The organism is Streptomyces sp. NPDC021562 (genome assembly GCF_040640875.1).
GTDB lineage: Bacteria > Actinomycetota > Actinomycetes > Streptomycetales > Streptomycetaceae > Streptomyces.
In genome coordinates, this window is the sequence record NZ_JBFACN010000032.1 from 26483 (window position 1) to 51253 (window position 24771).

General features: G+C 72.5%; 26 protein-coding genes. 15 read left to right on the plus strand and 11 right to left on the minus strand.

What is annotated here, in order from left to right:
• Nucleotides 1-148: 148 nt before the first annotated feature.
• The 5 genes from AB0G52_RS34885 to AB0G52_RS34905 all read left to right on the plus strand — a co-directional run bounded on the left by AB0G52_RS34885 (nt 149) and on the right by AB0G52_RS34905 (nt 4078).
• The gene (locus AB0G52_RS34885) at nt 149-1051 is read left to right on the plus strand and encodes an oxidoreductase (RefSeq protein WP_132894074.1); all 903 of its coding nucleotides are present in this window, start codon (nt 149-151) and stop codon (nt 1049-1051) included.
• 118 nt (nt 1052-1169) lie between these two features.
• Nucleotides 1170-1553 carry a BlaI/MecI/CopY family transcriptional regulator gene (locus tag AB0G52_RS34890; RefSeq protein WP_132894072.1) on the plus strand — a complete coding sequence of 128 codons (384 nt, stop codon included), beginning with the start codon at nt 1170-1172 and terminating at the stop codon, nt 1551-1553.
• Complete coding sequence (locus tag AB0G52_RS34895; RefSeq protein WP_132894070.1) at nt 1550-2482, plus strand: M56 family metallopeptidase; 933 nt, start codon at nt 1550-1552, stop codon at nt 2480-2482. Before AB0G52_RS34890 ends, AB0G52_RS34895 begins: the two co-directional genes overlap by 4 nt.
• Before the next feature lie 95 nt (nt 2483-2577).
• The gene (locus AB0G52_RS34900; RefSeq protein WP_132894068.1) at nt 2578-2970 is read left to right on the plus strand and encodes a VOC family protein; all 393 of its coding nucleotides are present in this window, start codon (nt 2578-2580) and stop codon (nt 2968-2970) included.
• Nucleotides 2971-3007: 37 nt separating this feature from the next.
• The gene (locus tag AB0G52_RS34905; protein ID WP_361342229.1) at nt 3008-4078 is read left to right on the plus strand and encodes an adenosine deaminase; all 1071 of its coding nucleotides are present in this window, start codon (nt 3008-3010) and stop codon (nt 4076-4078) included.
• On the opposite strand, the gene AB0G52_RS34910 is transcribed toward AB0G52_RS34905, so the two are convergent.
• Complete coding sequence (locus AB0G52_RS34910; protein WP_132894065.1) at nt 4060-4575, minus strand: DUF664 domain-containing protein; 516 nt, start codon at nt 4573-4575, stop codon at nt 4060-4062. The genes AB0G52_RS34905 and AB0G52_RS34910 overlap by 19 nt on opposite strands.
• A gap of 45 nt (nt 4576-4620) precedes the next feature.
• The gene (locus tag AB0G52_RS34915; protein WP_132894063.1) at nt 4621-5499 is read right to left on the minus strand and encodes a LysR substrate-binding domain-containing protein; all 879 of its coding nucleotides are present in this window, start codon (nt 5497-5499) and stop codon (nt 4621-4623) included.
• Between the two features lie 111 nt (nt 5500-5610).
• On the opposite strand from AB0G52_RS34915, the gene mgrA reads away from it, so the two are divergent.
• From mgrA to AB0G52_RS34935, 4 genes are all read left to right on the plus strand, one after another.
• Nucleotides 5611-6603 carry an L-glyceraldehyde 3-phosphate reductase gene (gene mgrA / locus AB0G52_RS34920; protein ID WP_361342232.1) on the plus strand — a complete coding sequence of 331 codons (993 nt, stop codon included), beginning with the start codon at nt 5611-5613 and terminating at the stop codon, nt 6601-6603.
• Nucleotides 6604-6933: 330 nt separating this feature from the next.
• The gene (locus AB0G52_RS34925; protein ID WP_132894060.1) at nt 6934-7344 is read left to right on the plus strand and encodes a hypothetical protein; all 411 of its coding nucleotides are present in this window, start codon (nt 6934-6936) and stop codon (nt 7342-7344) included.
• A 50-nt stretch (nt 7345-7394) separates the two neighbouring features.
• Entirely contained in the window at nt 7395-9734 is a 2340-nt protein-coding gene (locus AB0G52_RS34930) for an FHA domain-containing protein (protein WP_361342235.1), read from the plus strand.
• Nucleotides 9735-9742: 8 nt separating this feature from the next.
• Nucleotides 9743-10288, plus strand: coding sequence for a hypothetical protein (locus AB0G52_RS34935; protein ID WP_132894057.1), 546 nt, complete (start codon nt 9743-9745; stop codon nt 10286-10288).
• 15 nt (nt 10289-10303) lie between these two features.
• On the opposite strand, the gene AB0G52_RS34940 is transcribed toward AB0G52_RS34935, so the two are convergent.
• Nucleotides 10304-11602 carry a streptophobe family protein gene (locus AB0G52_RS34940; protein ID WP_361342238.1) on the minus strand — a complete coding sequence of 433 codons (1299 nt, stop codon included), beginning with the start codon at nt 11600-11602 and terminating at the stop codon, nt 10304-10306.
• A 455-nt stretch (nt 11603-12057) separates the two neighbouring features.
• Here AB0G52_RS34940 and AB0G52_RS34945 point away from each other — a divergent pair, with 455 nt between their 5' ends.
• Together AB0G52_RS34945 and AB0G52_RS34950 are read left to right on the plus strand one after the other, a co-directional pair.
• Nucleotides 12058-13146: a DUF6777 domain-containing protein gene (locus AB0G52_RS34945; protein WP_361342241.1), complete on the plus strand. Its 1089-nt coding sequence runs from the start codon at nt 12058-12060 to the stop codon at nt 13144-13146.
• 142 nt (nt 13147-13288) lie between these two features.
• Nucleotides 13289-13741, plus strand: coding sequence for an ATP-binding protein (locus AB0G52_RS34950; protein ID WP_361342244.1), 453 nt, complete (start codon nt 13289-13291; stop codon nt 13739-13741).
• Between the two features lie 73 nt (nt 13742-13814).
• Here the strand turns inward: AB0G52_RS34950 and AB0G52_RS34955 are convergent, their stop codons facing one another.
• Both AB0G52_RS34955 and AB0G52_RS34960 read right to left on the minus strand, forming a co-directional pair.
• Nucleotides 13815-14699 carry an RNA polymerase sigma factor SigF gene (locus tag AB0G52_RS34955; RefSeq protein ID WP_361342247.1) on the minus strand — a complete coding sequence of 295 codons (885 nt, stop codon included), beginning with the start codon at nt 14697-14699 and terminating at the stop codon, nt 13815-13817.
• 204 nt (nt 14700-14903) lie between these two features.
• Nucleotides 14904-15758, minus strand: a complete 855-nt coding sequence (locus AB0G52_RS34960) for a class I SAM-dependent methyltransferase (RefSeq protein ID WP_361342250.1) — start codon at nt 15756-15758, stop codon at nt 14904-14906.
• Between the two features lie 56 nt (nt 15759-15814).
• On the opposite strand from AB0G52_RS34960, the gene AB0G52_RS34965 reads away from it, so the two are divergent.
• A complete protein-coding gene (locus tag AB0G52_RS34965) occupies nt 15815-16168 on the plus strand; it encodes a helix-turn-helix transcriptional regulator (protein WP_361342253.1) in 354 nt (117 codons plus the stop codon).
• 105 nt (nt 16169-16273) lie between these two features.
• On the plus strand, nt 16274-16756 hold the full coding sequence (locus AB0G52_RS34970; RefSeq protein ID WP_132894046.1) for a VOC family protein: 483 nt from the start codon (nt 16274-16276) through the stop codon (nt 16754-16756).
• A gap of 54 nt (nt 16757-16810) precedes the next feature.
• Here the strand turns inward: AB0G52_RS34970 and AB0G52_RS34975 are convergent, their stop codons facing one another.
• From AB0G52_RS34975 to AB0G52_RS34990, 4 genes are all read right to left on the minus strand, one after another.
• Nucleotides 16811-17695 (minus strand): geranyl diphosphate 2-C-methyltransferase, encoded by an 885-nt coding sequence (locus tag AB0G52_RS34975; RefSeq protein ID WP_361342257.1) that lies wholly within the window; start codon nt 17693-17695, stop codon nt 16811-16813.
• A 56-nt stretch (nt 17696-17751) separates the two neighbouring features.
• Entirely contained in the window at nt 17752-18804 is a 1053-nt protein-coding gene (locus AB0G52_RS34980) for a family 2 encapsulin nanocompartment cargo protein terpene cyclase (RefSeq protein WP_361342260.1), read from the minus strand.
• Nucleotides 18805-18821: 17 nt separating this feature from the next.
• The gene (locus tag AB0G52_RS34985; RefSeq protein ID WP_132894040.1) at nt 18822-20264 is read right to left on the minus strand and encodes a family 2B encapsulin nanocompartment shell protein; all 1443 of its coding nucleotides are present in this window, start codon (nt 20262-20264) and stop codon (nt 18822-18824) included.
• Between the two features lie 224 nt (nt 20265-20488).
• Complete coding sequence (locus tag AB0G52_RS34990; protein WP_207921923.1) at nt 20489-21496, minus strand: zinc-binding alcohol dehydrogenase family protein; 1008 nt, start codon at nt 21494-21496, stop codon at nt 20489-20491.
• Nucleotides 21497-21668: 172 nt separating this feature from the next.
• Here AB0G52_RS34990 and AB0G52_RS34995 point away from each other — a divergent pair, with 172 nt between their 5' ends.
• The gene (locus tag AB0G52_RS34995; protein WP_361342263.1) at nt 21669-22463 is read left to right on the plus strand and encodes a VOC family protein; all 795 of its coding nucleotides are present in this window, start codon (nt 21669-21671) and stop codon (nt 22461-22463) included.
• Between the two features lie 46 nt (nt 22464-22509).
• Nucleotides 22510-23214, plus strand: coding sequence for a ribonuclease H (locus tag AB0G52_RS35000; RefSeq protein WP_132894034.1), 705 nt, complete (start codon nt 22510-22512; stop codon nt 23212-23214).
• Between the two features lie 13 nt (nt 23215-23227).
• Here the strand turns inward: AB0G52_RS35000 and AB0G52_RS35005 are convergent, their stop codons facing one another.
• Both AB0G52_RS35005 and AB0G52_RS35010 read right to left on the minus strand, forming a co-directional pair.
• The gene (locus AB0G52_RS35005; RefSeq protein ID WP_361342266.1) at nt 23228-24058 is read right to left on the minus strand and encodes a tyrosinase family protein; all 831 of its coding nucleotides are present in this window, start codon (nt 24056-24058) and stop codon (nt 23228-23230) included.
• A 35-nt stretch (nt 24059-24093) separates the two neighbouring features.
• On the minus strand, nt 24094-24495 hold the full coding sequence (locus AB0G52_RS35010; RefSeq protein WP_361342269.1) for a tyrosinase cofactor: 402 nt from the start codon (nt 24493-24495) through the stop codon (nt 24094-24096).
• Between the last annotated feature and the right edge of the window lie 276 nt (nt 24496-24771).

A 24771-nucleotide genomic window follows, 5' to 3' on the forward strand; every position in this document is an offset into this window, starting at 1 on the left:
GTCAGCCGGGTCGCTCCGAGCCTCCCGCCGCGACCGCCCGCCCCGTGTCTCCCGCCGCGAGCCCACCGGCCGAGTCGACTCTGCTCGCCGTCCGACCTTGCTCGCCATTGCCGGGACCGGCGTGCGGGTGATGTGCCAGACTCCGTCGATGACCTCCGAAACGATCACCGCGGCCGCCTCCGGCACCTGGGAACTCGGCGACCTGCCCGTCCGCCGCCTCGGCTTCGGCGCGATGCGGCTGACAGGCAGCGCCGCGTTCCACCACGGCGTCCCGAGCGACCGCACCCGCTCGATCGCCGTGCTGCGCAGGGCCGTCGAACTCGGCGTGAACCACATCGACACGGCGGCCTTCTACTTCTCCGCCCTGCGCTCCGCCAACGAACTCATCAACACCGCCCTGGCCCCGTACCCGGACGACCTCGTCATCGTCACCAAAATCGGTCCGTACCGCGACCACAGCGGCAACTGGGCCGAGCCGGCCCGCCCCGACCAGTTGCGCGGGCACGTCGAGGAGAACCTGCGCCAGCTCGGCCGCGACCACCTCGACGTCGTCAACCTGCGCCGGACGGGGCAGGAATCGATCAGCGAGCACTTCGGCGCCCTCGCCGAACTGCGCGAGGCCGGGCTGGTCCGGCACCTCGGCGTCTCCGACGTCGAACCGCGCCACCTCGACGAGGCGCTCGCCATCGCGCCCGTGGTGTGCGTGCAGAACCGCTGGGGACTCGACAGCACGAACCGGGCCACCGACGAAGTGGTCCGCGTCTGCGGCGAACGCGGCATCGCCTTCGTCCCGTTCTTCGCCGTCGCGGGCGACGCCGGGCCGCACGGCGCCACCCAGGACCACGACGACGAGGTCCTCGCCGTCGCCCGGGCGCACCGGGCCACGCCTGCCCAGATCCGCCTCGCCTGGACCCTGCACCAGGGCCCGCACGTGCTCGCCATCCCCGGCACCGGCAACCCGGACCACCTGGCCGAGAACGTCGCGGCGGGCGCCGTCCGGCTCACCGACGAGGAGCTGGCCCGCCTGAACGCGCTGCACACCGGCCCCTGACGACGGCCCCACCCGCGCGACGAAGTCATGGGCGTGACCGCGCCCGGCTGACTACACTGGCGTAGACGATCTGCCGGACCGAGGACACCGAGGACGAAGAAGGGGTGAGGAGCCTTCCATGGCCGACGGGAAGGACGAACGCCGGCCCGCCGGCGAACTCGAGGCGAGCGTCATGGCGGCCCTGTGGGCGGCCGGCGCCCCCCAGACCCCCGGCGAGGTGCAGCGCAGCCTCGGCACGGACCTGGCCCGCACCACCGTGACGACCATCCTCACCCGGCTGCACGACAAGGGCGTGGTCGACCGGCACCGCCGGGGCCGCGGCTACGCCTACGTCCCCGTCCAGGACGCCCAGGGTCTCACCGCGCGGCGGATGCACAGCGAACTCGACCGCGACGGCGACCGCGAGACCGTGCTCGCCCGCTTCGTCGCCCAGCTCAGCCCGGACGACGAGCGCGTCCTGCGCACGCTCCTCGAAGCCGACGAGCAATCCGGTGCCACGTGATCGCCCTGCTGATCCTCCCCCTGCTGGTGCCGTTCGCCCTGCCGGCGCTGTCCCGGCGGGCCCTCGAAAGGCTGGCGCCCGCCGTCGCGCTGTGGGCGGTCGCCGTCTCGGCCGTCGCCCTCGCCGGCTGCGCACTCGCCGCGCTCGGCGCGTTCGTCCTCACCGGGCTGCTCAGACTGCCGTTCTTCGCCTCGCTCGGCGAGCTGATCCGGCCGTTGCACACCGCCTCCGACCGCTTCGTCCTGCCGCTGGCCGCGCTGTCGGTCGGCGGTCTGGCGGTGTCCGCCTGGACCCTCGTACGGTCGGCGCTCCGGCAGACGCGTGCCTTCCGCGCGGCCCGCACCGAGGCGGCGGAGGGACCGGCCGCGGGTGACCTGTGCGTGGTGGACTCGCCGTGTCCCGACGCGTACGCGCTGCCCGGCCGGCCGCACCGGATCGTCGTCACCACGGGGATGCTGCGCACCCTCGACGGGGGCGAGCGGGAGGCGCTGTTCGCGCACGAGCGGGCGCACAACGCGGGCGGCCACCACTACTTCCTCGCCGCGGCCGAGTTCGCCGCGCACTGTCACCCCGCGCTGCGCCGGGTCCGGGACGTCATCCGGCTGGCCGTGGAGCGGGTGGCCGACGAGGCCGCGGCCCGTGCGGTGGGGGACCGGCGGCTGACGGCCCGCGCGATCGCCCGGGCCGCGCTGGCCGGCCAGGGCGACGGCGGCGTCGAGCGGCCGGCGTTCGTCCCCGGGGCCGTCTCGGGGCCGGTGCCGCGCCGGGTGCACGCGCTGCTGGCGGCGCCGCGCAGGGAGCGTCGGGCCGGGGCATGGGTCGCGCTGCTCCTGGCGGCCAGCGCCGGGCTGTCGTGCGCCGCGTCGGTGGCCGGGATGGTCGACTTCCACCACCGCGTCGAGGTCGCACAGGGGGAAGCGGGGAAGTAGCCCCGACGGGAAGCAGCCCCGGAGGGGCGTTGGGTGGCGGCCAGCAAGTTTTACGTATAACCTCTCCCGCTAACCGCTCCACCCGAAAGGCCCCCATGCGACGCGTCGCCCTGGTCACCCTCGTCGTCGGCGACTACGACGAGGCGATCCGCTTCTACACCGAGGCCCTCGGATTCCGGCTCGTCGAGGACGCGCCCCGCCCGGACGGCTCCCGCTGGGTCGTCGTCGAACCCGGAGCGGAGGGCGGGGGCACCGGACTGCTGCTCGCCCGCGCCAAGGACGACGGCCAGCGGGCCCGGGTAGGCGACCAGACCGGCGGGCGCGTCGGGTTCTTCCTGCACACCGACGACTTCGCCCGCGACCACGCCCGGATGGCCGCCGCCGGCGTGACCTTCCTGGAGCAGCCGCGGCACGAGCCGTACGGCACCGTCGCCGTCTTCCAGGACCTGTACGGAAACCGCTGGGACCTGCTCCAGCCCGCCGCCTGACCGATCACCACGAACCACCTGCCGAGGACAGCCCACCATGACCGCTACGCGCGTAGACGAAGATGTGATCCGCCGCCTGCCGAAGGCCGTCCTGCACGACCACCTCGACGGCGGCCTGCGCCCCGCCACTCTCGTCGACCTCGCCGCCGAGGTCGGCCACACCCTGCCCACCACCGACCCCGACGAGCTGGCGGCCTGGTACGTCGAGGCCGCCGGCTCCGGTGACCTGGTCCGCTACATCGCCACCTTCGAACACACCCTCGCCGTGCTGCAGACCCGGGAGGGGCTGCGGCGCGTCGCCGAGGAGTACGTCCTCGACCTCGCCGCCGACGGCGTCGTGTACGGCGAGGTGCGTTACGCCCCCGAGCTGAACGTCCGGGGCGGGCTCGCGATGGGCGAGGTCGTGGCCGCCGTGCAGGAGGGGCTCTCCACGGGCATGGCCAAGGCCGCCGCCGCCGGCACGCCGGTGCGCGTCGGCACCCTGCTCTGCGGCATGCGGATGTTCGACCGGGTCCGGGAGGCCGCCGAACTGGCCGTCGCCTACCGGGACGCCGGTGTCGTCGGCTTCGACATCGCCGGTGCCGAGGACGGCTTCCCGGCCGCCGACCACCTGGACGCCTTCGAGATGCTGCGCGGGGAGAGCGTGCCGTTCACCATCCACGCCGGCGAGGCCCATGGGCTGCCCAGCATCCACCAGGCGGTCCAGGTCTGCGGCGCCCAGCGCATCGGGCACGGGGTGCGGATCACCGAGGACATCGTGGACGGCAAGCTCGGCCGCCTCGCGAGCTGGGTGCGCGACCGCCGGATCGCCCTGGAGATGTGCCCCACCTCCAACCTCCAGACCGGCTGCGCCACCTCCATCGCCGAGCACCCGATCAGCACGCTGAAGGAGCTGGGCTTCCGGGTCACCCTCAACACCGACAACCGGCTGGTCTCGGGGACGACGATGACCCGCGAGATGACCCTGCTGGTCGAGCAGGCCGGCTGGACCGTCGAGGACCTGCGCGCGGTCACCCTGAACGCCGTGAAGAGCGCGTTCATCCCGTTCGACGAGCGCAGGGCCCTCATCGAGGACGTCGTCCTGCCGGGTTACGCCTCCGCGCTCTGAAGCAGTCCTCGCAGGTAGGCGGCCTGCCCGACGTGCTGCAGGTCGTCGGCCAGGACGCTCACCAGCCGTACGCCCAGCGTGACCGGCGGGTCCCAGCGCTCGTCCACGACGCGTTCGAGGTCCTTGGCGGCAAGCCCGCGCAGGGCCCCGAGGGTCTGCTCGTGCACCGCGTCGTGGTAGCCGGTCAGCAGGTCGCCGGAGTCCACGGTGACCTTCGCGACCTGCGCGGCGGTGTGGCCGTAGCCGTGGTCCCGGACCGGCAGGTCGAGGCCGAAACGCTTCGCCCAGCCCTGGGCCGTCCACACCTGCTCCAGGCCGAAGGCGTCGGCCACGTGGTCGTCCTGCACCCGGGTGAGGTGCCAGACCAGCCAGGTGACGGAGTTGGCGCCGGCGGCCGGGCGCCGGTTGAGCAGGTCGGGATCGAGGCCGTCGAGGGCGGCATGGACTTCTTCCTGGATGCGGCCGAAGCCGTCGATGAGGATGTCCCTTGCATGCATACGACCACGATCGCGCATCGCCGGTCGTCGTGCGTCCGGAATCGGTCAACCGGTTTCGAGGAGGGTGATCAGAGCCCGGGCCGCCGGGCTGGTGGCCGTCGGCGGCGGCAGCAGGGCGACCGTCTCGTACGCCGTCTCGTCCGTGTCCTTGAGCGCGAGCGCGGTGAGCGCCGGCCGCTTGTGCCGGAAGTGGCGGGGCACGACGGCGACACCGAGGTTCTCGTCTACCAGGTCGAGGAGGCTGTGCACGTCGTTGACCTCCAGGGCGACCGTGCGCCGCACGCCCGCCGCGGCGAAGGCCGCGTCGGTGGTGCGGCGCGGGCCCCAGTCGGGGTGGAAGTCGACGAACACCTCCCCGTCGAGGTCCTGGGGGGCCACCGCCACGCCCGCGGTGGCCAGCCGGTGGCTGGGATGGCACAGCACGGTCATCGGCTCGCCGGTGAGGGACACCGAGCGCAACTGGTCGGTGTCGTCCTGGGTGCGGTAGGCGAAGGCCAGGTCGAGCCGCCCGGCCGCCACCTCCTCGGCCAGTGCGCCGGAGCCCGCCTGCCGCAGCCGGATCTCGACGTCCGGGTGCCGGCGCCGGAACGCGGCGAGCAGCCCCGCCACGTGCACCCCGGCGATGCACTGCTCGGTGCCCAGCGCCAGCGTCCCGCGCAGCACGCCCTGGACGGCGGCCACCGCCTCGTGCGCCGACCGCACCTGGGCGAGGACGCGCTCCGCCTCACCCAGCAGCGCCCGGCCCGCCTCCGTCAGCGTCACCCGGCGGGTCGTCCGCACGAACAGCGGCGCCCGCAGTTCCCGCTCCAAGGCCCGGATGGACGCGGACAGCCCCGACTGGGACACCATCAGCCGCTCCGCGGCCCGGGTGAAGTGCTGGTCCTCGGCGACCGCGACGAAGTGCTGGAGGTGGCGCAGTTCCATGATTGAGAAGCCTAACCGCACAATTGCATCGGATTCTTCTGTTGGACCGCTGCCCGCGGCTCGGGAAAGAGTGGCATCGGTAGTTCGTGTGCCAACCCCTCTGGAGTCGCGTTGTACACCCCGCACCCCGACCGCTACGCCGACATGCCGTACCGCCGCAGCGGCCGCAGCGGCCTCAAGCTCCCCGCGCTGTCGCTCGGCCTGTGGCACAACTTCGGGCCCGACCGGCCCGTGACGACCCAGCGCGCCATCCTGCGCCGCGCCTTCGACCTCGGCGTCACCCACTTCGACCTGGCCAACAACTACGGCCCGCCGCCCGGTGCCGCCGAGTCCGCGTTCGGCGAGGCGCTCCGGGCGGACTTCGCCGGGTACCGCGACGAGCTGGTCATCTCCACCAAGGCCGGCTACCTGATGTGGCCGGGGCCGTACGGCGAGTGGGGTTCGCGCAAGTACCTGCTGTCCTCGCTGGACCAGTCGCTGACCCGGATGGGCCTGGAGTACGTCGACATCTTCTACTCGCACCGCCCGGACCCGGAGACTCCCCTGGAGGAGACGATGGGCGCCCTGCACTCGGCGGTCCAGCAGGGCAAGGCGCTGTACGTCGGCATCTCCAACTACTCGGCGGAGCAGACCCGGGAGGCCGCCCGGATCCTCGGCGATCTCGGCACCCCGCTCCTCATCCACCAGCCGCGCTACTCGATGCTGGACCGGCGCCCGGAGACCGAGGGCGTCCTCGACGCGCTCGACGAGCTCCAGGTCGGCTCCATCGTCTTCTCCCCGCTGGAGCAGGGGCTGCTCACCGGCCGCTATCTGGACGGCATCCCCGAGGGCTCCCGGGCCGCGAGCGACAGCCCCTTCCTGAACTCGGACGCGGTCACCGAGGACCTGGTGGGCCGGCTGCGCGCCCTCGACGAGATCGCCAAGGACCGCGGCCAGACCCTGGCCCAGCTCGCCCTGTCCTGGGTGCTGCGCGGCGGCCGGGTCACCTCCGCGCTGATCGGCGCCAGCAGCCCGCAGCAGGTCGAGGACTGCGTCGGAGCCATCGGCAACCTCGACTTCGAGGCGGAGGAGCTGGCCCGGATCGACGCGATCGTCAACCGGTGAGGTTCGTGGCAGCCGGCCCGTGAGCCGTGGCCGAGGGGGGACGCGCCCGCGCGTCCCCCCTCGGCCTTCGGGGTGGACACGTCAGAACCGGCCACCGCGGCGGAACCTTTCCCCTCCTGGGCGGCCATCCTTCAGGTCTCGCAGGCGACGCGGTACAGCACGTGCATTCCGGCCAATTCGCAGGGCGAATATGCCAAGAGAGTGGCCAAAAAGGCATGGTGACAGTGTTTCGAAAGTGAACATACTCGAATGTCAGGAGCACTTCACCGCACAGGAGCCGCACGGAACCGGCCCGCGACGGCACACCGGGCGAGCTACGGGGGAGTGATCGTGCACGACGAATTCCTGTGCCATGTCACGGCATACGGCGTCTGCGGAGGGCAGCGCATCGGCGTTCCCCTCGGCACCTACCGTGCGCCGACCCTGGCCCTGGCGTTGTGGTGGTTACGGGACCGGGCCTCCTGGATCGCCGAGCGGCTGGATCCGTTACCCGAGAACCCCCGGTACCCCCACGGTTCGCTGGTCCCGGTCGCCGGGACAGTCCCCGACGTGCCCGGCCTGCTCCGCGCCTGGTGCGCCGACGTCGTCCGGCAGGAACTCGTCGCCGACGAACTGGCCGACGGCCGGCTGGTGCGGATCGCCGTCCAGGACGAGACCACCGAGTACGAGCTGCTCGCCGAATCCGTCGACGCCCTCCGCATGCAGCGCACCATCCCCGCACTCGTCGTCCCCGTCGCCTGACACCACTCACGACCGGGCACACCGGTGACCGGGTCGGTAGAATTCTGGCCATGGCGGAGTGGCCGGTCGCCTCGACTGCGCCCGAACTCGTCCTGGAGACCGAAGCGGGCTCCACGGTGATGAGCCCGGGCCGTGACTACCACGTCGGACGCGACCCGTTGAGCGACATCTGCATCGACGACACCCGGGTCTCCTGGCATCACGCGGTGCTGCGCCCCGCCGACGGCCACTGGACGCTGGCGGACGAGAACAGCACCAACGGCACCTACGCCGACGGCCGCCGCATCCGGGAATGGGAGGTCGGCCCCGGCACGGTCATCGGCTTCGGCAGCGCCTCCGACGGCCCGAGCGGCGTCCTCGTCGGCCGCGCCCCGCCCGCACCGGACCGCCCCTTCGCCGTGTCGATGCCCAGCCGTACCGGCACCTTCCGGCAGCCCTCCTCGGTACGGCCGCTGCGCGCCCGCACCGTCCGCATCGGCCGCGCCCCGGACAACGACGTCGTCGTGGACGACCTCGTCGTCTCCCGCCACCACGCCGAACTGCGCGTCCACCCGGACGGCAGCTACGAGATCGTCGACCTCGACAGCCACAACGGCACCTACCTCAACGGCCGCCCGGTCACCCGTGCGCCGCTCGGCCCCCGCGACGTCGTCGGCGTCGGCCACTCGGCCTTCTGCCTGGTCGACGGTCAGCTCCAGGAGTACGTCGACACCGGCGAGGTCTCCCTGGACGTCCAGGACCTCACCGTCGCCGTCGACCGCGGCCGCAAGGTCCTGCTGGACCACGTCTCCTTCCCGGTGGGGGAGAAGTGCCTGCTCGCCGTGGTCGGACCCAGCGGCGCCGGCAAGTCCACCCTGCTCGGCGCCCTCACCGGCCAGCGCCCCGCCGAACACGGCACCGTCCTCTACGACGGCCGCGACCTCTACCGCGACTACGCCGAACTGCGCCAGCGCATCGGCCTGGTCCCGCAGGACGACATCCTGCACGTCCAGCTGACCGTGCGCGGCGCCCTCGGCTACGCCGCCGAACTGCGCTTCCCCGAGGACACCGCGAAGACCGAGCGCCGCCACCGGGTCGACCAGGTCATCCGGGAGCTCGGCCTCGAACAGCGCGCCGACCAGCCCGTGCACAGCCTCTCCGGCGGGCAGCGCAAGCGGGTCAGCGTAGCCCTGGAACTGCTCACGAAACCGTCCCTGCTCTTCCTCGACGAACCGACCTCCGGACTCGACCCCGGCATGGACCGCTCGGTGATGAACACGCTGCGCGGCCTGGCCGACGACGGCCGTACCGTCATCGTCGTCACCCACAGCGTGCTCAGCCTCGACGTCTGCGACCGGCTGCTGGTCCTCGCGCCGGGCGGGCGGACCGCCTACTTCGGACCGCCGGGCGAGGCCCTCGGCTTCTTCGCGTTCGACGAGTGGCCCGAGGCCTTCGAGGCGTTCGAACGCGACACCGGCCGGGACTGGGCGCAGGAGTACCGCGCCTCGTCCTACCACCGGAAGTACATCGTGAACTCCAGCGCCCAGCCGGTGGCGCCGCGCACCGGGCCGACGGTCATGGCCCCGCCGCCCCGGCCGCGCAGCTGGGGCGCCCAGTTCTCCACCCTGGTGCGGCGGTACACGGCCGCGCTCCTCGCCGACCGGACCTTCCTCGCCATCATGATCGGGCTGCCGTTCGTGATGGGCGCGATGGCTCGGGCCGTCGCCGGGAACAGGCTCACCTTCGAGACCGCCACCAACGCGCTGCTCACCCTGTGCGTGGGCGGCGTGCTGACCGGCGCCGCCAACGCGGTGCGCGAGCTGGTCAAGGAACGGGTCATCTACCAGCGGGAGAGGGCCGTCGGCCTGCCCAGGTCCGCGTACGTGATGTCGAAGGTCGTCGTCCTCGGCACCATCACCGTGCTCCAGGCGATCGTGCTCACCCAGGTGGGCCTGGCCGGCGTCGACCTGAACGCACCCGGCGGCGACGGCGTGCTGATGCCGCCCCTGCTGGAGATCACCGTCGCCGTGGCGGTGCTCTCCTTCACCGCCATGATGCTCGGCCTGCTGGTCTCCGCCCTGGTCCGCAAGGAGGAGGTGACGATGCCGCTGCTGGTACTGCTCACCGTCGTCCAGGTGGTCTTCTGCGGCACCCTGCTGAGGCTCCACGGTGTACCCGGTCTCGAACAGCTGGCCTGGCTGGTGCCCTCGCGGTGGGCGCTGGGCGCCATGGCGGGCACCGTCGAACTGCACCGCATCATGCCGGGCACCCTCACCGCCGATCCGTACTTCCGGCACTCGGCGCACGTCTGGCTGCGCAACATGGTCATGCTGCTGGTGCTGTCGGCCGTCTACGGCTGGGTGCTGTCCCGGCTGCTGCGCCGCCACGAACCCGCCGTGATGCGGAAGTAGGCGACGCGATGACCACCGCACCGGCGTTCAGGCCCACCCATGTGGTGCCGGCCGACGGCATGGCCGCCTGGGAGGCCCCCGACCCGGGCCGGCCCACCGTCCCCCTCGACCCGCTGCTGCCGGTCCGGCTCGTGGAACGGCGCGGCGACTGGGCCCGCATCAGCTGTGCCAACGGCTGGGCCGCCTGGGTCGACGGCCGTTACCTCGTCGCCGTGCCCCAGGACCCGCCCCTGCCCGGCGGGCCGCCCGACGCGGCCGCCGACCCGCGCCCCCTGCTGGACCGCGCGGCACGGGCCCTCGCCGACTACCGCGCCGCCGTCGAGGCGCTGGCCGACGGCCTCGACGGGGAGTCGTTCCGAAGCCGCACCCAGGGGGTGCGCATCGGGGTGGTGGTGGACGGGGAGTCCATGTGGCTGTACGACCCGGGGGAGGGGCGCTGGCTGTACGGCGACGGACGGCGGCTCGCCACGTACGTCACCGACCGGTCCGTGCCGGGCGAGGCCGCCCCGGGGCGTGACGCGACCCGGGTGGTCAGCCGCGACGGCGACCGCTGACCGCGGCCGGCCGCCTCAGGGCCTGCGGGCCGCCACCTCGCCCCGCCGGGGCACCGCGCGAGCCGGCCAGGCGCCGAGGAACCCGGCGATCAGCCCCCACAGCGCGCCCAGGCCCACCGCCGACCACAGCCTCGGCCTCAGCAGCAGCTCACCGGACAGGTTGCCGCCCACGTCGCCGATGCCGAGCAGGGACAGACCGTAGTGGGCCCGGACCCGTCCGGCCAGGCAGAGCGTCAGCATCGTCAGGGCCAGGGCGACCGCCAGGTGCACGGCGTGCTGCCGGGCGCGGATCCGGGCGGGGGAGCGGACCGCCATCAGGAAGGCCACCGCGAGCAGCAGCACCGCGGCGGCCACGGCCAGCCACCACCAGCGGCCGTCGTGGGCGGCGGCGGTGCGCAGGTTCAGGGCCGAGACGTCCGGGGTGCGCAGCACCTCGGCCAGCACCCGCGGCACGGGCAGCCCGAACGGGCCTTCGACCCTGCCGTCCCAGGTGACGCCGAGACCCAGGGTGAGCGCCGTCCAGGCCAGGTTGGGCAGCCCGAGCAGGATCACCGCGAGGGTCCCCCTGGCGTGCCCGCGCGTGACCATCGCGACCACCGCGACCAGCAGGGCCAGCGCCACGTACGCCAGCACCAGCACGACCATGGCGTACGCGGCGGGGCGCACCGACGCCTGGAAGCGCAGCAGCCGCCCGGGCAGCGGCGCCCCGGGGGCGACCAGCAGCGCCAGCACCAGGATTCCGGCGAGCCACAGCAGTCCGTACCCGGCCGTCAGCGGCACGTCCGTCGTGAACCCCACCCGCGGTGCCGTGTCCAGCAGCCCGGTCAGGTCACTGAGCGTCCCGTCGCCCACGTCGACCGCGAAGGTGTGGCGGGCGCCGAGGGCGAGGCCGACCAGCCCGAGCAGCCACAGCAGCCCGATCCGGGCCGCCCACCCGGCCAGCTCCCCGGCCGCGGCCACGGCGCGGTGCCGCAGCGGCCGCAGGAATCCCCCGGCGACGACCAGCGCCCCGGCCAGCGTCACGGACAGCGGTACGACGGTCAGCCCGGCGTCGGTCCGGGCCAGCGCGCCCGCGTTCCCGGACAGCTCCACGGTGCCGCCGACGGCCGTCACCACGGTCGCGCACACCACCGGCGCGAACGCGTCCCCGGGCAGGTCCGTCGCGCCGGCCGCCCACAGCCCCCCGGTGGCCACCACGGCCATGGCGAGCAGGGCAGTCAGCACCACGGCCAGGGCCGGCGGCCAGCCGTGCCGAACCTCGCCGCGGCGGGCCGGCGCGGCCGCCGGCCGCTCGCGGGCGATGCGGGGGCTCACACCGTCACGCTAGGCAACACGCGGTCGCCCCGCCCTCCGGGTGGGCCGTTCGCGTCGGCTTGCGGACGGCACGGGACCGGCGCACATTGGGCTCGTTGCGCCTCGTACGAGGCATTTTTCGTGAATGCCGCTTGTTGCGGCGCGCTTTGATTCGGTTCACTGCCACGGGAGATGAGCGCGTGAGTGTCGAACCGCCGTCGTCCGGCCGCCCCACGGGACCACCTTCCGGCCCGCTGTCCGGGCCCTCCAGGCCACCCGCAGGACCCCCGCCACCGCCGCCGGGCGGCGACGCGGGGCACGGCGGCGGACCCGGCGGTGGGCGGGGCGACGGTCATGGCGGCGGGCCCGGCGACGGCCGCGGCGGTGGTCCCGGGGACAGCCACGGCGGTGGTCCGGGCGACGGACGGGGCGGCGGGCCGGACCGGGCGTGGTGGCGGTCCGCGCCCCGGATCGCGATGCTCACCACCGCCGTCGTGGTCGTCGCGGCCCTGGCCGTGGTCCTCACCCGCACGGCAGGGTCCGGCAAGCCGGGCGAGGTGTTCCTGCAGTCTGCGAACAGCTCCGGCCAGGACCCGTTCACCAAGTCCACCGCCACGAAGTCCGTCAGCGCCTCCGCCGCCCCGGCTGCGTCGGGCGCGGCGACGGCCCCCGCGAACGAGGTGCGCGGCGTGGACGGCGGTGCCCCCGGCCTCTACAGCGGCACCAAGAACAGCAGCAGCTGCGACGTCGAGCAGCAGATCAGGTACCTGCAGGCTTCACCACCGCGCGACAAGGCGTTCGCCGCGCAGGTCGGCGTCCAGCCGGCCGGCGTCCCGGCCTATCTGCGCTCCCTCACCCCCGTGCAACTACGCGCGGACACCCGGGTCACCGGCCACGGTTACCGCGACGGCGGCGCCACCACCTACCAGGCGGTCCTGCAGACGGGCACCGCGGTCCTCGTCGACGCGCACGGCGTGCCCCGGGTGCGCTGCGCCTGCGGGAACCCGCTGACCCCGCCGGTCGCGCAGCGGACCGCGCCGCGGGCCGTGGGCGCCGCGTGGCCCGGGTACCGGCCGGAGAACGTGGTCGCCGTCGCTCCCGCCGCACAGGTCGTGGACGTCTTCGTGCTCTTCGACCACGAGCACCACGAGTGGTTCGACCGCCACCGGGGCGACCACACCGGCCGGCACGACCGCCCGGCCAAACCGCCGGCCCACCCGAACCCCATGACCCCGCCGACCTCCCCCGCTCCCTCGACCCCGGCCAGCCCGGGCGGCGGCTCGAAGCCCCCGGCGTCGAACCAGTCCTCGCCGAACGCCCCGTCGTCGAAGCCGCCCGGGTCGAAGCCGCCGTCCTCCTCGCACTCCGGCACGTCGGAGTCGCCGAAGACCGAGTCTCCCCAGAGCGAATCGCCGTCGTCGAAGTCGCAGGAGCCGCAGTCCCCGAAGTCCGGACCGCCGTCACCGCAGTCCCCGAAGTCCGAGGCACCGGCCTCCGAGCCACCGGCCTCCCCGCCGTCCCCCGGCCCCGAGTCCGCGGTGTCCCCCGCGGCCCCGGCGTCCTGACGCGCCGGTTCCCGGCCGTGTGACCAGGGTGACGCCCTTTGTGCGCGGTCGGCGAACGTTCCGGGGGACTGCGCGTGCACACTCGGGGTACGAGCATGGTGGCAACCGCGACCGGCGGGGCCGGCCTCCGAGAGAGAAACGCATGATCGAACACCTGGGCGGGGCAGTGATACCGACTGGCTTCGACGTACCCGTGGAACCGCTGCGTCGGTCCGCGCACTACACCGGTGAGCCTGGCTGCATCGCCGAGGCGCGGGACTTCGCGGCCCGTTTCCTGGAGCAGCTCAGGACGGAGTGGTGCGCGTCGATCGATCCCAGGGCCGACGGCGAGCTGCTCCTCGTGGTCAGCGAGCTGATCACCAACGCCGACCGGCACAGCAACGGCCCGTACATCCTGGAACTGGAGGGCACCGACAGCGCGGTCCAGGTCTGCGTCTACGACAGCAGCGACGCCCTGCCCCGGCGCTTCCCCAAGGATCCCGAGCGGATCGGCCGCCACGGCCTGGAGATCGTGTACGCCGTGGCCAGCGAGGTCACCGCCGAACTGGTGCCGGTCGGCAAGCGGGTGCGTGCCGTGGTGCGTCTCCCCAGCTGAACGAGGCCCTGAGCCACGCCTACCACGGGCGCCGCCCCACGCGCCGGTGGGGGCAGCGCCCGGGACCCCGCCCTCAGGCGCAGCCGAGTTCGCCCAGCATCCCCTGGCGCAGGCGGGCGATGATCCGCTTGATCAGGCGGGAGACATGCATCTGGGAGCAGCCGAGCCGCTCGCCGATCTCCGCCTGGGTGGCCTCCTCGACGAACCGCAGGTGGATGATCTCCCGGTCCCGGTCGCTCAGCTCGGCCATGAGCGGGGCCAGCGACTGGAAGTCCTCGACGAGCCGCAGCCCGTGCTCCTCGACACCGATGAAGTCGGCCAGCACCGCCTCGCCGTCCTCCGGGCCGTCCCCGGTGAGGGCGGCGTCCAGGGAGGAGGAGTTGTAGCCGTTGGCGGCCAGCTGGCCCTCGACCACCTCCTCCTCGGACAGGTTCATCAGCGTGGCCAGCTCGGCGACCGTCGGGTCCCGGTCCAGCCGGCTGGAGAGTTCCTCACGGGCCTTGGCCAGCTCCACGCGCAGTTCCTGGAGCCGCCGCGGTACGTGCACCGCCCAGGTGGTGTCCCGGAAGAACCGCTTGATCTCGCCCACGATGTACGGCAGGGCGAAGGAGGTGAACTCGACCTCCCGCGACAGCTCGAACCGGTCGATGGCCTTGATCAGGCCGATCATCCCGGTCTGGACGATGTCCTCCATGCCGTCGCCCCGGTTGCGGAACCGGCCGGCCGCGAACCTGACGAGCGACATGTTCATCTCGATGAGCGTGTTGCGGGCGTACTGGTACTCGGGCGTGCCCTCCTCCAGCTCACCCAGCCGCTGGAAGAACTGGCGGGAAAGCCCCCGCGCGTCGCGGGGCGCGACACTCTTCGGGTCCACGATTCCCGGCAGGGCTTCGTCCGTCCACGCCTCGACGGGCTGAGCGGTGTCCACTGCTTCCGACCGGATCCCGGCGGTGTTCATTCCCTCTCCCACGTGAGTCAAGATGCCACGGCCGCCGGTTCGACTGCGTCGCGCCGGCCCTGACGTGCTTGTGTCCTCGCCCGGATACCCGGAATCGGACGCGCCATGCGTGTCTCGTCGATCGGGTACCCCGGGTGACGCGACGCATGCGCCCTGTTCCCGCGAGTGGCGTAAAACATCCGGTGACCTGGGCGGTGGGCAGGCTCACCCCGCGACGCGCACCGCCGTGATCAGCTCGTGCCAGTAGCGCTTGGTGACGGAACCGTCGTACCGCGACTCGATCAGCTCCCGGATGTCCGCCAGCAGCCCGTTCCGCGCGGCCTCGGGGAGTGCGCGGTGGTTCGAGTAGGTCAGGAGCACGTCCAGGTACTGGTCGGCGGTGTACGTGATCTCCTGGGCGTGACCGTGCACGGTGACGTCGGTGAAGTGCGGGGAGCCGGTGAATTCTCGTGTGTCGGTCGCGAGGTCGGACTCACGGGTCTGGCGCAGCCCGGGCGGAGTGGCCGGATCCCAGCGTTCGTAACATTCCTGGACCTCGGCGAAGAAGTCCTCGGTGCCGCCCGCCACGTGGTGGGTGTCGATGACCGCGAGCAGTCCCCCGGGGCGCAGCACCCCGGCCGTCTTCGGCAGCCGCACGGCCGGGTCGATCCAGTGGAAGGCGGTCGCGCAGACCGCCGCGTCGAAGGGCTCCGCCGGCGCGGCGGTCGCGCAGACCGCCGCGTCGAAGGGCTCCGCCGGCGGCTCCCACTCTTCGAAGGCCGCGACCACCACCTCCACGTCGGCGAAGGCCGCCAGCCGTCGTCGGGCCACCGCTGCCATGCGCGGGCCGATCTCCACGGCGGTGATCGCACATCCGGAGCCGGCCAGATCCACGGTGAGCTGCCCGGTGCCCGGGGCGATCTCCAGTGCCCGCATCCCCGGCGCGGCCCCCGTCGCTCGAATCAGCCGCTCGGTCAGGGAGGCGGGATATCGGGGCCGCGCCCGGTCGTACCGCTCGGCGTCCTGGTCGAAGATGTCCCGCAACCGCGGATCACCCGCCCGCAATTCCCGTGCGTCCACGCAGGGCAGAATGCCGATCGCTGCCTTCCACGCGCCACTGCTTTTAGGGTGAGGGGGTGACCAGCCCATCGCAGAACCACGCCCGTGTCATCCCACTGCGCCCGCAGGGGCCGGAGCCGGCTCCCGAGACCAGGGAGCCGCTCTGGCGCGACCTCCTCGGAGACGTGCTGCGCCAGGAGCGGCAGGCTCAGGAGCGCACACTCAAGGAGGTGGCCGAGACGGCCCGGATCTCCCTGCCGTACCTCTCCGAGATCGAGCGCGGCCGCAAGGAGGCCTCCTCGGAAGTGCTCGGGGCCGCCGCCCGGGCGCTCGGACTCGACCTGGGGGGTCTGCTCACCCTGGTGCACACGGAGTTCACCCGCCGGCAGACCGCGTCGAACAGCCACCGGGGCATGTGCCTGGCCGCCTGACCGCGGCTGTGTCCCCGTCCTGCGCGGATCGCAGCGCGACCGATGAGTTTTCCGGCGTGCGGCGGTCGGTACACATGACCGCGTTCCACGCTCCAGGAGGTGCCCATGACCACCGACGGATTCACCACGTGTCTCTGGTTCGACGGCCAGGCCGAGGAAGCCGCCCACTACTACGTGTCGATCTTCAAGAACTCCAGCATCGGCCGGGTCGGCCGCTACACCGAGGCCGGGCCGGGGCCCGCGGGCTCGGTGATCGCCGTCGACTTCACGGCCAACGGGCACCGGTTCGTCGCGCTCAACGGCGGCCCCCAGTTCACGTTCAACGAGGCGATCTCCTTCCAGATCTACTGCGACGGCCAGGAGGAGGTCGACCACTACTGGGCGAAGCTCACGGAGAACGGCGGCGAGCCCGGCCCGTGCGGCTGGCTCAAGGACAGGTACGGAGTGTCCTGGCAGGTCGTCCCGGAGGGGCTGATCGAGATGATCGGCGACCCGGACCCGGAGAAGGCGGCGCGCACCACCCGGGCGATGTACGCCATGGGCAAGCTCGACATCGCCGCGCTGCGCAAGGCGTACGCGGGGGAGTGACCCGCACGGGGACGGGGGCGGTGTCCGCGGACACCGCCCCCGTCGGCACCGCGGTCAGACCCGGTCGGCCGCGATCAGCAGATACTGGAAGCTGCCGTTCTTGTACGCGTCGAGGAACGCGTCCTCGATGCCCGTCAGCAGGTGGTCGGCATGCTTGCGCAGTTCCCAGTACGGGATCGTCGCCTGGGTGAGGTCCTCCACGTGGACGGGGACGAGCCGGTTCTTGGCCATCGCCCGGAAGTACTCCGACCTCGGGTGGATGTCGCAGATGTAGTGCGCGTTGATCAGCGACACCTCACGGGAGGCCCGGCCGTAGGTGTCGTTGTAGCAGCCGGTGATCGTCACGTAGCGTCCACCGCGGCGCAGCAGCCGGGCGTGCTCGGCGAACAGCAGCTCCAGCTCGACGTACATCGTGGACTCGTTGTTCCACGACGCCGCGTACGCGCCCGTCTCGAAGCCGGTGTCCAGCATGTTCCGGTGGTGATAGCGGACCTTGTCGCCGACCCCCCGCTTGCGGGCCATCGCGTTGGCGAAGTCCGCCTGCTTCGCGGAGATGGTGACGCCGTCGGAGTGACAGCCGTAGCGGAGGTTCGCCACGATGCTGCCGCCGCCCCGGCCGCAGCCGGCGTCGAAGACCCGGTCGGCGGGGGTGAGGGCGCCGAGATGGCCGGCCAGCAGCTCGGCCTGGGCGTGCTCCAGGCGGTGCAGCTCGCTGGTGACGCGCTCCTTGCGCAACTCGGGGTCGGGCTCGTCGAGCACCGACCAGTCCGCCTCACCGATGCCGTAGTGGTGGTGGTACAGGTCGTCGATCTTTCCGAGTTCGAGGTTGACCGGGTTCTCCTCGGCGTTCCAGTACTCCGCGACGCTGTTCTGGTACCTGGACTGCGTCGGCACCGGGGCTGACGTGGTGGTCTTCCGAGTGACAGGGGCGGTGGTCAACAGGTTCTCCTCGACGTGTTCTGACGGTGTATCGGTTCTTCTGAGGTGGCTCGGTGCTACCAGTAGTCGGGCAGGTGGTAGCGGTGGGTGTTGGTGGCGTGCCACTCGTGGTTGCCGGAGACCCAGGCGGCCAGCCCCTCGGCGTAGCGCGCGACCAGCGGCGACCCCGCGGACAGGGCGGCCGACTCCGCCTCGAAGGCCTCCATGATCCGGTTGTGGATGCCGACCGACTTGAGATAGGCCGCCTTCAGCCCGCACCGGTCGTTGGCCGCCACCACCTGGGGCAGGTTGAGGTGGTCGGGATCGCTCGCCAGCTCCTTGGTGAAGGAGTACAGGTCGTTGACGATCGTGGTGGCGTTGCAGGCGAGCGCCGTGATCCGCTGGATCTCCGGGCGGGCGTAGAGCTGCTCGGGCAGTTCGTAGCCGTCCACCGCGTCGACGATCGACAGACAGGGCCGGAAGTTGTTGAACTGCCGCATCACCAGGTACTCCCAGACCCGCGGCACGTACCCGGTCTCCATCCACGCGGCCTCCCCGAGGTACCCGAGGTGCAGCCGGGCGATGTCGTGGACGAACCGGTCGGTCTGGCTCGGGGTGGCGAAGGCGGCGAAGTCCGCGAGGGCGCAGTGGTAGGAGCGCAGCGGGCCGTCGGCCGCGATGCCCGCGCGCCACTCCTCCTCCAGCTCGGGGATGCCGTGGTAGGGGTCGAGCGCCGACTGGGCGATGACCAGCGGACCGCCGAGCCCGCGCCTGGATCCGCCGCGCCCTTCGTCCTCCTCGCAGCAGCAGGAGTCCACGATGTTCTCGGCCAGCAGCAGCTTGCCGGCGGCGGTGAGGCGGTCCAGGTCGAGACCGCCGGGATGCTGGAGGACGACGGCCCGGCCGAACTGGAAGCCGGAGAAGTCCCCCTTCCAGGCCTCGGGGAACAGGTCGAGTTCCCGGGCCCAGGCCTCCAGGCGCCGGTCCAGCTCGGCGGCCTTCTCCGGGTCGGCGGGCACGGCGGGCCGGTAGTGGAGTCCGGGGACCGCCCCGGTGCGCCGGGCCGGGCGCAGACTCCGCGCGAGGTTCGGCGGGCCGGGCAGGGCGTAGGACGTGGTGGCTGTGCTCATGGCTGTGCTCCGGGCCGTCAGTCGGCGGTGCGGCCGAGCTGGACGTTCTCCAGGATCCCGGCCGCGTCGGGGACGAGGATGGCCATCGAGTAGTAGGCGGTGACCAGGTAGTTGACGACGGCCTGCTCGTTGATGCCCATGAAGCGGACGTTCAGGCCGGGCTGGTACTCCTCGGGGATGCCGGTCTGGTAGAGGCCGATGACCCCCTGGTCGGCCTCGCCGGTGCGCAGCGCGATGATGCTGCTGGTGTGGTCGTCGCTGATCGGGATCTTGCTGCACGGGTAGATCGGGACCCCGCGCCAGGCCGGGATCTCGTGCCCGTCGATGTTCACGCTGGGCGGTACCAGGCCGCGCCGGTTGCACTGCCGGAAGAAGGCCGCGATCGCCTTGGGATGCGCCAGGATCACCTTGGTCTTGCGGCGCATGGAGATCAGCTCGTCCATGTCGTCCGGGGTCGGCGGGCCGGTGAAGGAGCTGATCCGCTGGCCGTAGTCGATGTTGTGCAGCAGTCCGAACTCGCGGTTGTTGACCAGCTCCCACTCCTGGCGCTCGCGGATCTCCTCGACCGTCAGGCGCAGCTGCTGCTGGGTCTGGTCCATCGGGTGGTTGTAGAGGTCGGCCACCCGGGAGTGCACCCGCAGCACCGTCTGCGTCAGCGACAGTTCGTACTCGCGCGGCGTCAGGTCGTAGTCCACGAAGCCGCCGCGCAGGGTCTCCTCACCGACGTGGCCGGCCTGCACCGGCACCTCGGCCTCGCCCTTGCGGTTCATCGGCAGCCGCTGCCGGTCGACGAACGCCTGGAGGTGGGCGCCCAGCGACGGCTCCCGGTCCATGATCTCCTCGGCGACCGCCCAGGGCAGCGCCAGCACCACCCCCGCGGTCTCCGCGCGGACCGAGGTGAGCCACAGCGGGTCGGTCTGACCGACCGCCTCGTCGCCCATCTGGTCGCCGTCGGTGACGACCCCGACGACCTCCTCGTCGCCGTACTTCCCGGCCGCGTACCTGGTGAACCGCCCGTGCACCACCAGGTAGGTCTCGGTGACCGGCTGCCCGGCCTCGAACAGCAGCTGCCCGGCGCGCACTTCGCGGGGCTGGAAGCGGGCGGCGAGCTCGGCCAGCACGTCGGGGTTGTCGTAGCCCCGCAGGATGGGCAGTTCGGTGAGGGTCTCCGGGATGACCCGGATGTCGTCCCCGCCGTTCTGCTCGAAGCTCACCCGGCCGCGCCCGGTGCGCAGTTGCAGGCGCCGGTTCACCCGGTAGGTGCCGCCCTTGACGTCCACCCACGGCAGTGTCTTCAGCAGCCACCGCGAGGTGATGGCCTGCATCTGCGGCTCTGACTTGGTGGTCGTGGCGAGCTGGCGTGCCGCCCGGGTGCTCAGACTGGTGAGCTGCCCGTCGGTGGTCGGATCCGGCTCGGGCTCGTCGACGGCGGAACCGATGACGCTGTCCGGTGTGGACACATTCCCTCCAGCAGAGAGCTGAACGACGGTGACCCGAAGGGTCGGTGGTGTGCGTGGTGGTGGCACGCCCTAGCCAAACAGCCGTGGTGATCTACGGGTACGGCGTGAAAGGGGCGGCTGCGGGCTGTGGTTGCGCAAACCTGGAGGTCGGGGCGGAAAAGGTTGCGTCCGTCGATCATGCGCCGGTGGCCCGCTCTCGTGCCCTGCCCCGGCGGGGGTTGGACTCAGGAAAGGTCGTCCACCAGCACCGCGGCCCCGTCGAAGCGCCCGGCCTTCAGGTCCCGCAGCGCCCGCGGAGCCTCGGACAGCGGGTAGGTGTGCGTGGTGGCGCGGATCCGGTGCCGTTCGGCGAGGGCCAGGAACTCACGCCCGTCGGCGCGGGTGTTGGAGGTGACGCTGCGCAGCTCCCGCTCGTAGAACAGCTCACGCTCGTAGTTCAGCGGCGGCACGTCGCTGAGGTGGATGCCCGCGACCGCCAGCACGCCGCCCCGGTCCAGGGCGCGCAGCACGACCGGCACCAGATCGCCGACGGGGGCGAACAGGACGGCGCTGTCCAGCGGCTCGGGCGGCGGCTCGGCAAGGTCCCCGGCCGAGGCCGCGCCCAGCGCCAGGGCCAGACGCCGGGCCTCGGCACCCCGGGTGACCACATGCACCCGCGCGCCCTGCGCCACCGCCAGCTGGGCGCACAGATGGGCGCTGCCGCCGAAGCCGTAGAGGCCGAGCCGGCCGCCCGCAGGGAGCGCGGCCCGGCGCAGCGCGCGGTAGCCGATGATCCCGGCGCACAGCAGCGGCGCGAGCGCCACGTCGTCCAGGGTCCCGGGCAGCCGGTACGCGAACCCCGCCGGTACCGTCGTGTACTGCGCGTACCCGCCGTCGGCGTCCCAGCCGGTGTACCGCGAGCGCGGGCACAGGTTCTCGGCGCCCCGCAGGCAGTACGCGCACTCCCCGTCCGTGCGCCGCAGCCAGGCCACTCCGACCCGGTCGCCGACGGTGAAGTCGGCCACCCCGGAGCCCAGGCCCGCCACCTCGCCGACCACCTCGTGCCCCGGCGTCACCCCGGGCCTGCGCACCGGCAGATCGCCCTCCGTGACGTGCAGGTCGGTGCGGCACACCCCGCAGGCCCGCACCCGGACCAGCAGCTCGTCCGCACCGGGCACCGGCACCGGCCGTTCGACGAGCCGCAGCGGATCCGCCTCGACCGGCCCGGGCCGCACCACCGACCACGCCCGCATCATGTCCGCCATACCGCACCCCGTCCGCCGAACCCCGCCACCCTTACCGTCCCGGCCCGCCCCCGTCCCTCCCAGTGTCCGTCGGAGCCCCCCGTTCGGCGCGCGGGCGGACCGTCGGATGGCTAGCGTGAGGAGCCGGGAGAGTCCGGCACGATGCGGAAGGGCCGTGGCCATGGCGGTACAAGCGGAAGGCACCCCTTGCTGGGCCGACGCGATGTTCGGCGACCTGGAGGGGGCCAAGCGTTTCTACGGCGCCGTCCTCGGCTGGACCTTCGGCGAGTCGTCGTCGGAGTACGGCGGCTACACCCAGGCCTACGCGGACGGCAAGGCCGTCGCCGCCGTCGTACCGCCCATGCCCGGTCAGGAGGGACAGCCGCAGTGGTGCCTGTACTTCGCCTCCCCGGACGCCGTGGCCGCCGCCGCGCGGATCCGGGAGCACGGCGGCGAGGTGCTGTTGGACCCGATGCGGGTCGGCGATGCGGGCACGATGTGCCTGGCCCGGGAGCCCGGAGGCGCGGTGTTCGGCATCTGGCAGGGCGGTGACCACGAGGGCTTCGAGGCCACGGCCGTGCCCGGCGCCTACTGCTGGGCGGAGGTCTTCACCCGTGAGCCGGAGAAGACCGACCCCTTCCTCACCGCCGTCTTCCCCTACACGGCCAGGCGGATCGAGGACGACAAGGTCGACTTCCGGATGTTCGACGTGGACGGGAACACCGTCCTCGGGCGGATGCGGATGGGCGACGAGTTCCCGCCCGAGGTGCCGTCGTACGTGAACGTGTACTTCACCGTCGCCGACTGCGACGAGGCCGTCGCCAGGGCCACCGAGCTCGGCGGGGTGCTCCGCTTCGGTCCGCTGAGCATGCCCTTCGGCCGGTTCGCGGCGCTCAGCGATCCGCAGGGCGCCGGCTTCTCGGTGATCGACATCAACACCACCGAGGGCGAACTGCCGTCGCTCGAGGACGACTGAGCAGCGCGCCACCGGGCCCCGGCCGGCCGGTCCGGCGGGCCGTGGCATGATCGGGGCCATGCGTGAACGAGTGGTGGCCGCGTGCGACGGGGCTTCTAAGGGAAACCCAGGACCGGCCGGCTGGGCCTGGGTGGTGTCCGACGACGCGGCGACCCCGGCCCGCTGGGAGGCGGGACCGCTCGGCAGGGCCACCAACAACGTCGCCGAACTGACCGCCCTGGAACGGCTGCTCACGGCCGTGGAACCGGACGTGCCGCTGGAAGTCCGGATGGACTCGCAGTACGCCATGAAGGCGGTCACCACCTGGCTGCCCGGCTGGAAGCGCAACGGCTGGAAGACCTCCGCCGGCAAGCCGGTCGCCAACCAGGACCTGGTCGTCCGCATCGACGAACTCCTCGACGGCCGCACGGTCGACTTCCGCTACGTCCCCGCCCACCAGGTCGACGGCGACCCGCTCAACGACTTCGCCGACCGCGCGGCCAGCCAGGCGGCCACGGTCCAGGAGGCCGCGGGCAGCGCCCTCGGCTCCCCGGTGCCGCCGCCGTCCCCGACGCCCGCCGCCTCCACCGGGGCCCCGCGCCGCAAGGCGGCCCCGCGCAAGAAGACGGCCGGGTCCGCCGCCGGCGCCCGTACGATCAAGGCGAAGTTCCCCGGCCGCTGCCTGTGCGGGCGTTCCTACGCGGCCGGCGAGCCCATCGCGAAGAACGCGCAGGGCTGGGGCCACCCGGAGTGCCGTACCGCGGACGCCTGATCGGGCCGCCGGGTCAGGCCGCGGCGGTGTCGAACGTGTAGAACTTCGTGTGGTCGAGCAGATCGGCCGGCCGCACGTCGTTCCACGGCTTCATGGTCTCGTCCAGGTCCACCACGTCCGGTGTGCCGCCACCCGGCACGTACGCCGCCTGCGGGTGCCGGCGCTGCCACTCGGCCCACAGCTTGTCGACGAAGGCGTGGTGCAGCCAGAACACCGGGTCGTTGGGGGAGACACCGGTGGCCATCTGGCCGCCGACCCAGACGTGGACCCGGTTGTGCAGGTTGACCCCGCGCCAGCCCTCCAGGTGGTTCCGGAAGCCGTCCGAGGCGCTGTTCCAGGGCGCCATGTCGTAGGTCGCGATGGCCAGCACCGAGTCGACCTCGGCCCGGGTGGGCAGCTCGCGCACGCCGGCCCCGAGCGACCTGCGCAGATACGTACGGTTGTCCACCCGCACGTTGACCGGCCAGTTGCCGGTGGACGCGGCGAACGGGCCGTCCGTCACCCGCCCGTCGGAGGCGCGTCCGGTGCCGCCCAGGAAGTCCGGCGCCCACAGCGAGGAGCGGACGGTCCGGTCGGTGCTCCAGTCCCAGTAGGGGAGCGCCACCGAGGGGTCCACCGACTGGAGGGCCCGCTCGAAGTCGAGCAGGAATCTGCGGTGCCAGGGCAGGAACGACGGCGAACGGTGGCCCGTGCGCTCGGAGTCGTCGGTGTCGGACATGATGAAGGCGTTGTGCGTGCGCACGTAGTCGTCGTAACGCCCGCTGCGCTTCAGCTCGATGACGGCGGCGACGAACCGCCGCTTCTCGTCGGCGGTCAGGGCGGCCTGGTTCTTGCGTACGGTCATGGTGCTCGGGGCTCCGGGATTCCTTGCGGGGGCGGTCAGTTGGCGGGGAAGGGCAGCAGCGCAGCGCCCTGGAGCTCGTCGACCGCCGCGCGGGCGGCGGCGCGCGGGGTGGCGACCGGGTCGTAGTGGCTGACCACGCTGATCCAGCTGCCGTCGGCGTTCCGCATCACGTGCAGCTCCGCCCCGTCCACGAACACCGCGTATCCGCCGCCGTGACCGTGGTGACGGCCGCCGCCCATGCCGCTCATGCCGTCGTCCATGGCGGCCGGACGGCCTTGTATGCGGCGGCCCTTGTAGATCTCGTCGAAGGGTTCGAGAGATCCCCCGTGCGAGTGGGATGCGGCCGGTGCGCCGGGCGCGAGGAGTGTCTGGGTGCCGGCGGCGGTGGCCAGCAGGGCCCCCGCGGTGAGTGCGCGACGGCGGGTGAGTCCGGGCATACGGATGCCTCCTGCGGTGGGTGCGGGTGATGACTCCGTATGCCTATCCGCCGGTTTCCCGGCGGGGGAAATCGCCCGGATCGGGTTGGCTGTGATCAGGACAATTGACTACATGTCATACAAGATTTAACGAAGATGATCTTGCCGGGAGTGAGGGATCCTCGGTTCCGGAACGGGGAATTCCTTGCTCGGGCGGGGCGGTTCTGGTTGATCTTTGGCGGCGGTCCGCCGTCCGGGTGGCGTGGCTCACGGCGTCAATCTGGCGCGATCCGCAAA